Origin of the sequence: Okeania sp. SIO2F5, assembly GCF_010692685.1 — a bacterium.
GTDB classification, from domain to species: domain Bacteria; phylum Cyanobacteriota; class Cyanobacteriia; order Cyanobacteriales; family Microcoleaceae; genus Okeania; species Okeania hirsuta.
On the sequence record NZ_JAAHGU010000060.1, the window covers coordinates 28,818 to 40,189 of the forward strand.

The 11,372-nt window shown below is 35.9% G+C and carries 12 protein-coding genes; all 12 read right to left on the bottom strand.

Translation table 11 applies throughout. From position 1 onward, the window contains the following. Positions 1–134: 134 nt before the first annotated feature. The 12 genes from F6K27_RS18675 to F6K27_RS18730 all read right to left on the bottom strand — a co-directional run bounded on the left by F6K27_RS18675 (position 135) and on the right by F6K27_RS18730 (position 11,144). Positions 135–701, bottom strand: a complete 567-nt coding sequence (locus F6K27_RS18675) for a hypothetical protein (RefSeq protein WP_287279144.1) — start codon at positions 699–701, stop codon at positions 135–137. Positions 702–1,127: 426 nt separating this feature from the next. Further along, a complete protein-coding gene (locus tag F6K27_RS18680; RefSeq protein WP_287279143.1) occupies positions 1,128–1,337 on the bottom strand; it encodes a hypothetical protein in 210 nt (69 codons plus the stop codon). Next, positions 1,294–1,449, bottom strand: a complete 156-nt coding sequence (locus F6K27_RS18685) for a transposase (RefSeq protein WP_161564764.1) — start codon at positions 1,447–1,449, stop codon at positions 1,294–1,296. The genes F6K27_RS18680 and F6K27_RS18685 overlap by 44 nt, the downstream gene beginning before the upstream one ends. A gap of 362 nt (positions 1,450–1,811) precedes the next feature. After that, complete coding sequence (gene nadB / locus F6K27_RS18690; RefSeq protein ID WP_287279142.1) at positions 1,812–3,521, bottom strand: L-aspartate oxidase; 1,710 nt, start codon at positions 3,519–3,521, stop codon at positions 1,812–1,814. An 876-nt stretch (positions 3,522–4,397) separates the two neighbouring features. Next, positions 4,398–5,141: an isochorismatase family protein gene (locus F6K27_RS18695; protein ID WP_287279141.1), complete on the bottom strand. Its 744-nt coding sequence runs from the start codon at positions 5,139–5,141 to the stop codon at positions 4,398–4,400. Positions 5,142–5,451: 310 nt separating this feature from the next. Then, positions 5,452–5,724 carry an FAD-binding protein gene (locus tag F6K27_RS18700; protein ID WP_287279140.1) on the bottom strand — a complete coding sequence of 91 codons (273 nt, stop codon included), beginning with the start codon at positions 5,722–5,724 and terminating at the stop codon, positions 5,452–5,454. A gap of 49 nt (positions 5,725–5,773) precedes the next feature. After that, positions 5,774–6,832 (bottom strand): TauD/TfdA family dioxygenase, encoded by a 1,059-nt coding sequence (locus tag F6K27_RS18705; protein ID WP_287279139.1) that lies wholly within the window; start codon positions 6,830–6,832, stop codon positions 5,774–5,776. 48 nt (positions 6,833–6,880) lie between these two features. Next, a complete protein-coding gene (locus F6K27_RS18710; RefSeq protein WP_287279138.1) occupies positions 6,881–8,197 on the bottom strand; it encodes an MmgE/PrpD family protein in 1,317 nt (438 codons plus the stop codon). Positions 8,198–8,213: 16 nt separating this feature from the next. Then, positions 8,214–9,188 (bottom strand): hypothetical protein, encoded by a 975-nt coding sequence (locus F6K27_RS18715; RefSeq protein ID WP_124144729.1) that lies wholly within the window; start codon positions 9,186–9,188, stop codon positions 8,214–8,216. A gap of 30 nt (positions 9,189–9,218) precedes the next feature. Beyond that, positions 9,219–10,031 (bottom strand): aldolase/citrate lyase family protein, encoded by an 813-nt coding sequence (locus F6K27_RS18720; protein WP_124144728.1) that lies wholly within the window; start codon positions 10,029–10,031, stop codon positions 9,219–9,221. 4 nt (positions 10,032–10,035) lie between these two features. Next, the gene (locus F6K27_RS18725; protein ID WP_287279137.1) at positions 10,036–10,941 is read right to left on the bottom strand and encodes a 2-hydroxyacid dehydrogenase; all 906 of its coding nucleotides are present in this window, start codon (positions 10,939–10,941) and stop codon (positions 10,036–10,038) included. After that, a complete protein-coding gene (locus F6K27_RS18730) occupies positions 10,941–11,144 on the bottom strand; it encodes a hypothetical protein (protein ID WP_287279136.1) in 204 nt (67 codons plus the stop codon). Before F6K27_RS18730 ends, F6K27_RS18725 begins: the two co-directional genes overlap by 1 nt. Between the last annotated feature and the right edge of the window lie 228 nt (positions 11,145–11,372).

The following is an 11,372-nucleotide window of genomic DNA, read 5'->3' on the forward strand; positions in this document are numbered from 1 at the left end:
TTTAGTTCTCGACTATGAACAACTACCAGAGATTAGTGAAGCTCTGATTTACAGTGCAATAATTTAGATTAATGTTACAAAGGCTTGGTGCTAAAAAATCTGGCTGTTCTTAAGATTTGTTTTACAAACAGTCTCTAAGATCCACATCGAAAAACATATCTCGTTTTAAGAAGGGTCTTCTTTTGTTTCTCGTTATTAGGTCCACACCCTTTATTTCCTTTGGTAACTCTGTAAATATTAGCCCTGAAGTATGGATCACTAGTATATGAACAAACCGTCCGGGTTAGCTCCTGTGATAAATCTCGAATATTATAATTTTGCACTCCTTCACTTTGACATAATTGAGGCATTACTTTTTTATAATTCCAGTGATCTTCCATACAATTGTGGGCAGCATCTCTTGCTCTTCTCCGACATTCATTTGGTTTCGTACTACCACATCCTCTTCTGGCATTAAATCTACCTACTATTACGCCGTTTTTAGCGGTTAAACTTGAACTTTCTACCTGATAGTACCCAGTACAAGAACGCTTAATATTTCCTGCTAGCCTGATAGGATTCTCAGTTTTATCAATGAAAGGTTCAGGGTCTATATTTTGTGCTCCTTGAGTATGGGATGGATAGTTAACTATTAGTCCTAAGATCAAACTCGACGCTAAAGTTAGAGGTATCCCTAATTTATAAATTTCTTTTATATTCATAAGTCAGACCTCCCCAATAAGTGTTGTATTGAAATTACTCCTTAACTGTCCTTGGTCTCGCTCACTTTTAATATCTCAAAGTAAATCCACTCTGTCTGTTTCTTTTGTCTCCGTGTACACTATTATCTTATTAATCAAAAATTTCAATTACATACATTTTGATAAGTAATTTTACTTAACTACACTGATCTTAATTTCTTTGTGTAAGTATCAAAATATTAAAACCTTACACACCTTGATATATCTTAATTTTAAAGATGGTAGCTTACCCTAAATGCCATAGCTCCCAAGCATTCTCCCATATTTGCTTCACTGACAAGTACCCCTAGTAGTAACCCTTGAGTATCAACCAAGATATGACGATACCCGGCCTTTTACTTTTTTACCGCCATCATAGCCATATACCTCCCCCTGCTTGCTCCGTCCTTACGCTGAGGAAACCTCAGCGCGGGCGGTGCGCTTTTTGCCGTTGTTTTTACCGCCATACGAATCGACAACTGCTGCAGTAGGTTCTGGGTGTCGTGTTTCGAGTATTCTTGTTTCTCGCCGTAGAGTATGATTTATTTCCTCCCAAACACCATGTCGTTGCCATTTACGTACATTTAGTTGATACAGTTTGCCAAGGTGGTAGATCATAGGGCAAAGAACGCCAATGACAACCAGAATAAAAGATATAGAAGATACCATTAACTACTTCTGTGAGATTAGTGTTTGGTTTTTGCCCTCGTTTTTGAGGTTTTGGTAGCAAAGGTTCTAGTAGCTCCCACCTAAGCGATCGCTTAGGTAACTGGCATAAGATTTTCGGGACATTGATTTGACACTCATCGAGGTTTTGGTAGCAAAGGTTCTAGTAGCTCCCACCTAAGCGATCGCTTAGGTAACTGGCATAAAATTTTCGGGACATTGATTTGACACTCATCATTGATTTTTTTATTTTCCTACCTTAAATACCTCTTCATGGCTATCTTTAGCTTTTTTTTACAAACAGTCTCTAAGATTTTTAGACATAGATTTGAAAAAAAATGCAGAGAAGTTCAATAGAGCTTCCCTACAGGTGTTTGATCAAAGGTTTATTTATGATGATAATTCAGTAGTTAACCTGAGATCATATTATGCCTCAACTGCCATACTTTTGATTTTTAACTCTTCAGAATTAATTCCCATGGGCGATTTCCACAAGCGATCGCCCTGCACCAAAGTATGTACGCTCCAACGGTCAGAAGTTTGAGGATAATCGCTACGATAATGTCCACCTCTACTTTCAATTCGCCATGCAGCACTTTTGAGAATTAAAGAACCTAGATCCAAAAGATTGAGCGTTTCTGCAACCATCCGCAACTGTTGTTCAGCATCAGTCGAGTTTAACTCTATCATCTGGTTAGGCAATAGATTTGCTAAAAATTGAACTATATCCAAACCTGCCAAACTTTCTCGCCAATTATTAATTTTATGTAGCGCTCTATCTAACAACTCTCCTTCACGAGAGATACCTGCACTTTCCCACATTAAACTCGGTAGCATTTGCCGAATCAATTCTATCTTTTCCATATCCCCACTCCAATTAAAGTCTACCTGCGACACCTCAGAATTAGGCGCAACTAAATTTGGCTGAATTTCAATGCGAGATAGTTGAGAAGCAAACACTAAACATTCCAACAAAGAATTACTAGCTAAACGATTTGCTCCATGAACTCCCGTACTTGCCGTTTCTCCGATGGCATAGAGTCCACGAATTGAGGTTTTACTCATTAAGTTACAAGCAATTCCACCCATCCAATAATGAGCAGCAGGAGCAACCGGAATAGGTTCTTGAAAAACATCAATACCCCATTGTTTGCAGACATTGATAATATTGGGGAAGCGATAACGAATGCGGTCGGGAGCAATAGGTCGCAAATCTAAATAAACATGAGCTTGGGTGGGATCATCTGCAGTTTTTTGCAAGTGATGAAAAATAGCTCTACTGACAACATCTCTTGGTGCCAACTCTCCAGCAGGATGATATTCAAAGGCAAAGCGGTTTCCACGATCGTCAATTAGATGCGCTCCTTCCCCCCGCACAGCTTCACTAATCAGAAAATGAGGAGCGCCTGGTTTAGTTAAAGCAGTAGGATGAAATTGGAAAAATTCCAAATCTCGTAACACAGCTCCCGCACGCCAAGCTATTGCTACTCCATCCCCTGTACTCACTTCCGGGTTAGTTGTTTGAGCAAATATTTGACCCCCTCCACCCGTTGCCAGCACAACTACAGAAGATTTTAACCACTGAATTTTACTTTGATGGAGAAGACTAATACCTTGGACGCGATTTTTTTGTGGTGTTAGCCATAAATTTAATGCTACTGCCTGAGAAATAACTTGAATGTTTTGACGTTCCAACACTTTTGCTGTAAGTGTATCAATAATAGCTCGACCTGTAGTATCTGCGGAATGAAGTACACGAGGATGTGAGTGGGCAGCTTCTAAAGTCATTGCCAGTTTTTCTCCTTTGCGGTCAAAAGCAACACCCATTTCTACTAGATGAGCGATCGCTTCACCTGCATTCTCAACCATGAATTTTACCGCTTCTTTTTCACATAAACCCACACCTGCTTTGAGGGTATCTTCTAAGTGTAAGAATGGATGATCTGATGGATCTACAGCAGCAGCAATACCTCCCTGAGCGCAGTTACTCGATCCCATATTTATGACATCCTTAGTAACTAAACCAACTCTAAGATGAGTAGGTAAACAAAGTGCAGCATAAAGTCCTGCTGCACCCGAACCTACTACTATAACATCAAAGTAGGGAGAAATGTTTAGAGATTTTAATCTTGGCATTCGTATAAAGTTATTTATTTGATCTAGAATAAATCAGTGTACAATTTTGTTGAGCAAAGCTTTTCTATAAGGAATTTCAGATACATATTTATAGATAGCAATAGACTATCCCTTGCAATTAAGAGGGGACAAGAAGAATGCTTGCTCATTGTCTGCTCATTGTCTACAGATTAGAAAGATTATAATTGCTTTCTTAAAATTCAGCTACTTTTTTACAATTTCTTCGGTTATGAATCAAAAATTATTTAGAGGAACTTATATTTATATTCAGAAGTTATTATGTTTCGGTTTTACTTTTAATATCAAATCCGGTTAAATAACCTCACAATCATTAGACATCTCCATAAAAGATGGAGTAGGGAGTAGGGGGAAAGAATTGATGAATAAGAGTACGATAATTGATTTGATTTTTGATAATTGGAGGTGTCTATTAGGCTAAAACTGATCGTAAGGTAATTGGAAGCATATGCAATTAGACGGATTTGATATGAGCTTTTAACTTTGAACTCTAACAGTAATTAAATAAATACAGCAAATTTCAGGGTAGTAAGGTATAATTTAAAGTTTATCTCTAATTCTTATTCCCTATTCCCTGTGTTTTAAAAGCATAATTTTTTCTACCTCCAAGACTCGAAAACTTCTGTATTTGCTACAAATATTTGTGATTTTTTACCGAATAATTACGGTATAGTTTATGAATAATCTATAATTTTTATTCATTCCTTGCTCCCTGCTACCTATTCCCTAAAAGTATCAAACTTTGTAACTGATCAACTCGAAAACTGCTGTAATTTTTGAAGCTTATCATCAACACAGTATAGGTGTCTAACTTATTTTCAATACCGGAAAATTCTACTTTTAACAGTCGGTCGGCCTCTAAATTTCAATAGTAGAAGCAATAAATGCACCGCGTTCGGCCATTTTATATAATCCGACATGGTGTGATACTTTCTGTGGATGAATAGCAGTTTTTGGTAAACCTTGCTCTGCTGCCATTTCTGCTGTGAGGTCAAAGGTAGCACAACCTTTTTCATATACAGCCACATCTTTTAAAGTAGGCACTAAACCATGATTACGAACCGACAGAATAGTTACAACAAAATCCATCACACAGATATCGGTGCAAATTCCTACCACAACTAAGACTTCCAGTTTGTATTCATTTATCCAGTTTAACAATACATTACGCTGAGTATTAACATCAATAGAACCGATAAATCCATTAATACAATCCTTGGGAACTAATGTTGCGAGGGGATTATCGTGTAACCATTTCAGTTCTGGGACAAGTTCTTCTTCTCCTGTTCCCTTTTCGCAATGAGGTGGATAAGGAGGTTCTGGTTTCCCTGGTTCGTGGGTATCTAAAAATGCTAAAACTGGCCAACCTCGTTCAACAAAAGTTCTCGCTAGGCGATCGCTTTCTGAAATCATTGTAGCAATTTGTTCGTTAGGTTCTTGGGGTGCTAAGGGACCAAACCCAACAGTGCAAAAACCATTAAGTACATCTACTACAATTAATCCGGCAGAGCGATCGGCTATAATATAAGGTCGTGGATCAACAGGTAAAGCAGCTTGAATAGTTGCTAAGGTAGTATCAGGAGTAGCTAGAGTTGTTGTCATTATAATTTACTCAATGAAACAATAATATAAATAATTTTAGCTGAATTTTATTATTTATTTTCCCCTAAAGTACAGGTAGATAAGCTAGATTTAGTTTCGAGAAAATATCTGTCTTAAAACCCAGTCTTAATAGTTGGGAAAATATCAAGCCAAGCTAGTTTTATCTAAAGCTTTTTCTAATTATGGAGTGAGTTTTAGGCGAGCACTCCACAGCCTCAAATATTCAAAATCTAATATTTTGCGTCTTTAATCACACCCAAAATATCGCGCCATTGTTTTTGAGAGTAGTGATATGCAATTTTGTACAATTTTAATTTATGTAAAATAATATCTCCAGGAGAAGTAATATAAATGGATTTCTTTGCCGAAAAGAGTTGAACTTGTTTTCGGCCAGACATATCCGACAACTCAAAGTTATTAGACTGTGCACATTTGGATTAACTATTGCTAAAACTCCATCACTAAATACGGAATTACCACCACAACTATTGCGTTTTTCTAAAACAATAATTGATGCTCCTGCTTCTCTAGCAGAAATAGCGGCGGCTAAACCTGCAAAACCACTACCGATATACAATGACATCTACCTCATCATTCCATCTGTCTCTTTTTAAATTCGTCTGCAACTCTCTTTATTTCAATATACTCACAAACATTTGACGTGGTCCTTCAAAAGACATCCTTCCATGTTGGACTAAGAGATTATCTAAGATTAATACATCTCCTTTTTGCCATTGAATTGAAACAGCACTTAGCCATATTTTTTGGCGGATATGAGCTATTAAATCAAGAGAAAGCTCTGTGCCATCTCCTAATTGACAGTGAAAGGGATAAAGATGAGGCTCAAGTTTACTATCAATAAAATCAGGATGGTAATAAAAATAAGATGCGTGATGGGAATGGGGTTGATTAAACCAGATTTCTTCACCAGTTTTTGGGTGTTTAACTATTGGTGATAATACCTGAGAATAAGTTAAATTATCATTTTCGTCCCAATTAAAATCATAGTTATGCTCATTCATAAATTTGATCACAACTTCCTTATCATTTGTCAAAAATGAATCTTGCCAAGAAGTATAACCACCAAAACGACGATCTTGCAAAAATCGTATATATTTAATTCCTGTTTCTTGGAGTTTCTGTTTGATTTCGGGATCGAGAAGTTTAGCATACTCTCGCACATCAACAATAACCCCCTCTCCGCCTTTAGGTGCTGGTGTTTGAGCAAAAAACAAGATTTTAGATGGATAGTTTCTTGTATAAGCCATTTCATTATGAGGTTCTAGACTTACACTAGATAATTCATTACTAGCTGTGGACACATTTCCTGAGACCACATTACGAATTCCCGTTCCAGAAGTATAATCCATTAGTTCATAATTTAAAATATCTATAAAGTGGCTAAAATCATCTGCTGAACTAAGGGGTAGTCCACGGACAAGAATAGCTCCATACTTATGCAAAACCTCTTCAATCCAAAATTCTGTTTCTTTTACCCATTCTTTTATAGAAATATTTTTAGCAGAAGAATTAGATATTGGTTGTAAAACTAAAGGAAATGTTTCTGTCGGATTTTTGGAAATATGAGATGGCATGGATGGATGATCTGAACCCGGAAGAAAGGAACGATTTGACAATTTTACGGGGACTTGAGAGGATTTAAGTGCGGTAGATGAAACTAAATTTTTCATGTTTATTTTGATTTCCTTTATTAAAGATAATTCTAGATTATTCTTGTCTCAAGAAGGTTGATTCATCAATTCCAGCAGACTGCTTACATTTGATAAACTTATGCAATTCCAAACCATTTCCTCCAAATCAGTTGCTCGTTTTTCTGACAACTCACCTTTGGTTAAAGCTCGAAACTTTTCTTTTAATTCTTCATCCGTGGGTGGCTCAGTTGATGCCCATTTTTCCTCAATATCACCAGAATCATAAGTCATTCCACTGTATGTTTTGATAATTACCCTGGCAAATCGCTGATTGGGATAAATACTGGTAAATTTTTCTTCTTCAATAGTCTCTATACAATCATACAAATGAGCAACAATATCACTTTTAAATGCGGCTTCAAATGTTGTTGCTCTGCCTAATTCACCATAAACGAGTATAGCCGCCACTGCAAATTTAAGATTAAATTGAGCTTCCTCGGTATTTTTGGGCATAGGCATATTTCTTTCCTTCGTTGCCACAGCAAAAGAATGAACTTTGATAGACGTAATACTTTTAAAATCTTCTTTCAGATGATCTCTAAGTACTAATGCCGCATCCATACCAGCTTGCATCCACCGACAAACGGTATAAGGTTTGTAATAAGATTTAGATAATTGCCAATGTTGTCCTAAATCATCCCAAATATCGGCTACTTCTTTTTCCTCGATATTGAAAGTGGGCGCTCCTGTAAAACCTTGTCTAGCTAACAATGCAGAGGTAACCCCTTCCATTGCTGCCCAACCAGCACCAGTTCTCACCATAGTGGGATAACCAACGGTTTTGGGAATGGGTGCAACAGGCGCTACATATTCAGCTATACCAAGAGCGTGTTCCGTTTGAGAGGGACTCAATGATAAGAGACGAGATGCGATCGCCGCACTACCTATAATATTCCAAGTACAAGCGGTATGAGCTTTACTACTATCTCTCTTATTTAAAGCTATTCCTGCTCTGAAAGCTATTTCAAAGCCCATAATCCATGATGTCAAAAGTTCCTTTCCTGTAGCATTGGGGGTAACTGTAGTTAATAAAGTAGCTAATAAAGTAGCCCCAGCTGTACCCCTAGCGAGGGGATGTCCTCCATAAATACCCATAGCATCGCTAGTCATCCCATTAGCAAATACTGCCGCAGGTAGAGATACTTCCCTACCATCAAGCCATAAAAACCCGCCTTTACCACCATAAGTCGCCACTACATATTCATTCACAATGTGGGAAAGTTTGGTGTTGTGACCAATTATTGCCGCTCCCAAAGTATCAATTAAGCTACGAATTCCTTCTCGTTGGATTGCTTCTGGAATATCTTCCAACTTAAGTTGATGAATAAAATTGATTACTTGCATTTTTAATGTCAGAGATTTAAACAGTAACTTCTTGTGGTTGTAAAATTTCTTCTATTGTCTTGTAACGTTTCCAAGGCAATTGTTGTAAAAAATCGATTGTTGTATTCCCATAACGTTCTAACAGAGGGGCTACCCATAATCCTGAAAGATTTTTACTACCTGCGAGGTATTGTAAATATCTTTGTTCAGGTAAAACAGGAACTTGGAGTATATGGAAAAGAGATTTGAGATGTTCATATTGATATAACTTCTCATTGTGAAAATGTTCCACAATAGCTAAAGCTTGATCAATTTTAGTATTACCTGCACCTAAACCATAGCCATTAATAGAACCATCAATTATAGTACATCCTGCTGCCATCGCTGCATGAGAGTTAGCAGAAGCCAAACCTAACATATCATGAGCATGAAAACCTAATACCCCATCCCATTCTTGACGTGCAGACTTGATAAAAGAAAAAACTTCATCGGGTTGTGCTGCACCCCTAGAATCAGCAAAATAAAATATATCAAATACCTCTTTTGCTGTGGCTGCTAATTTAACTGCGGATAATAATTCATCAGGGGTATAGACTGTAAAATTAGCAAAATTCAAGCTAGATGATATACCTAATTTTTTTATTTTTTCAGCTATCTTTATTGCCAAAGGAATTTCTTCTTTTACACTTACTACAATACGAATCAGATCAAGAAATTCACCCCTTGAATCTAATATTTCATCTACTTTTTCTTCGTAACATCTCAACATTCCACCAACAGAGGCGGAGTTAACTTTTTCTTTTAAACTAGCTAATAAGGATGATGGACAAGTAGCAGTAAGCATACTTTCAGGATCTTCACTCAGATAACCAACTTCAATAACATCTACACCAACTTTATCCATTCCAGTAACTACTTGGAAAACCTCACTTTCAGAAAAGTCCCAATTGTTAAGGAAACCTGCATCTCTTAAGGTTACATCTATAGCACTATGTTTTTGTAAAAAATTCATTTTTGATAACAAATAATTATATTGATCGCTTTAGTCAACTGAAGCAACTAATTTTTTCTTGGTAATTTCAACTCTGGATTGATAAAAATCATTCCTTTGAGGATTCAAGTTTTTAAGACTTTCATAATATGCTATTTCTGTATTTAACATCAATCTTACACCTTCAGATAAGTCTTGACACTTATCAATATTCAGTAAAAAATTAATAGTATTCAAATGATCCGCTTGGAACTCATTCTTGATAGAAAGAGCAGTACGAGGATTTACAAAACCTCCCACAGAAACACTTTTCCCTTTTTTATGTACTGCATCAATGATTTTTTTGCATATTTCTTGTACTTCTGGAGCGTCAACATTTTGTATTCCCATTGAATTTGATAAATCCAAGCGTCCTAACACCAGCATTTCTAGTTCATCAAAATAGGGACTATTAAGAATGATGTCAAGATTATTATAAGTCTGAATTGATTCTATCATCATAGCTAGTCTGGGCTTTTTATGATGTTTCTGACAAATTCCTTTAGTAATTGTAACAAACTTTTCCAAGGCAAACTCAGACTCTACCATTGGAGCTAAAAAAGATTCTACTCCAATCTCTAGCAAATTTCTAATTTCTGTTCTTGCTTCAACTCCACCAACTTTCATTAATACGGGTATATCATGGCTTCCTAATTGCTTGAGGTAAGCAATTTCTTCTAAGTCCATATTTTCCCATTCTGAACCAGCTTTAAACATTCTTAAACCGTAAGAGTTATAAAGCTCATCAACCATTATATTTAAAGTTTTAGTCTCTAAATCTAGTGATTTTTTCAGCTCCAGTTCAGTTTTTTTCATCGCTTTCATAATTTTAAAAATTTCTCAAATAATTCGTAAGAGTCTCTACAACCATTTTAATTCTTCGTGTAAAGGATTCTTTAGTATACCAACCACGACGAGGTGTAATGATTAGATTAGGAAGTTGAAAATATTTTTCATCTTCACTCAGTAAATCTATTCCAGCATAGGATAATTTGCCATCTTCCAAAGCCCACTTCAAAGCATTAAATTCGATCAATTTATCAGGAGAAATATTAATCAATATAGCTCCTTTTTTGATTTGGGAAATATTCTGAAAATTTATGATATTCTTAGTCTCTTGGTTTAAAGGTAGTGTCAGAAAAATTACATCACTTTCTGATAGTAAGGTATTCAAATCTGTCTGTATCCCTAAACTGGTAGTCAGCTGACTTCTATTACTATACTTAACTTTCATTTCAAAACCTTGAAGTATTTTAGCAATTCTTTTCCCAATATCACCCATTCCTATAATGCCTACTTTTTTGCCAGATAATTCCATACCTTGATGTTCAAACAATTGAAAGTCACCCGATCTGACTTTAGTATTAAAATCAACAATTCTTTTAGCTGCCGAAAGCATTAAAGCTACAGCATGTTCAGCAACTGATGCACCTGTATATTTGGGAGTGTTTACAACTTTTATGTTGTTTTGGTGACAATATTCCCGATCTATATAACTGGTTTCCGTTGTTGTTGCCAGTATAAATTCCAGTTGAGGAAGTTTTGATAAATTACTTGCATCTAAATTCATGAAAGTTGTTATCAAAATTTCTGTATCATTATGGGTCTCTAATATTTTTTCTAGGGAAAATGAACCAGAATTATCCTGATACCAAACTACATTCCCATGAGAAAGATGATTGAATATATCTTCTGGATAAGGCTCTCTATTATTTAAAAATAAGCATTTTTTCATTATTTTTTACTTTCAGGAATAGCAAATACCCAGTAATGTGCGTTTGATTCCTCTCCTAAATAAGGTTTATTCATTCTGCAATCTATTAATTTTAATTCTCCAAGTTGCTCTAATTCTTTATAATAACCTTCAAAATTATAAGTCTCACAAAAAACCAATCTTGTACTCATTAAAATTATGCCTCCTGGTTTTGTTACTTCCATCAGCCATCTTAATGCAGTCGGCTTTACTAAGTCAAATGAAAATACGCCACAACAAATATAGCAATGAGCGCTGGCATCTTTACATGTTACATAGATATTTGCAATGTAATATAAAAGTAACTGTATGAGCTGTATTTTTCATAAATTAGGCGATCGCTAAACCTTAAAGTTTTAAGGATGTCTGTAATGGTATTGATAATTTACAGTTTATAGCTTGAAATTGTTTAC

Coding starts and splice junctions, on each gene's coding strand:
- F6K27_RS18675 (WP_287279144.1), bottom strand. CDS start 701: ATGAATATAAAAGAAATTTATAAATTAGGGATACCTCTAACTTTAGCG.
- F6K27_RS18680 (WP_287279143.1), bottom strand. CDS start 1,337: ATGATCTACCACCTTGGCAAACTGTATCAACTAAATGTACGTAAATGG.
- nadB (WP_287279142.1), bottom strand. CDS start 3,521: ATGCCAAGATTAAAATCTCTAAACATTTCTCCCTACTTTGATGTTATA.
- F6K27_RS18695 (WP_287279141.1), bottom strand. CDS start 5,141: ATGACAACAACTCTAGCTACTCCTGATACTACCTTAGCAACTATTCAA.
- F6K27_RS18700 (WP_287279140.1), bottom strand. CDS start 5,724: ATGTCATTGTATATCGGTAGTGGTTTTGCAGGTTTAGCCGCCGCTATT.
- F6K27_RS18705 (WP_287279139.1), bottom strand. CDS start 6,832: ATGAAAAATTTAGTTTCATCTACCGCACTTAAATCCTCTCAAGTCCCC.
- F6K27_RS18710 (WP_287279138.1), bottom strand. CDS start 8,197: ATGCAAGTAATCAATTTTATTCATCAACTTAAGTTGGAAGATATTCCA.
- F6K27_RS18715 (WP_124144729.1), bottom strand. CDS start 9,188: ATGAATTTTTTACAAAAACATAGTGCTATAGATGTAACCTTAAGAGAT.
- F6K27_RS18720 (WP_124144728.1), bottom strand. CDS start 10,031: ATGAAAGCGATGAAAAAAACTGAACTGGAGCTGAAAAAATCACTAGAT.
- F6K27_RS18725 (WP_287279137.1), bottom strand. CDS start 10,941: ATGAAAAAATGCTTATTTTTAAATAATAGAGAGCCTTATCCAGAAGAT.
- F6K27_RS18730 (WP_287279136.1), bottom strand. CDS start 11,144: ATGGAAGTAACAAAACCAGGAGGCATAATTTTAATGAGTACAAGATTG.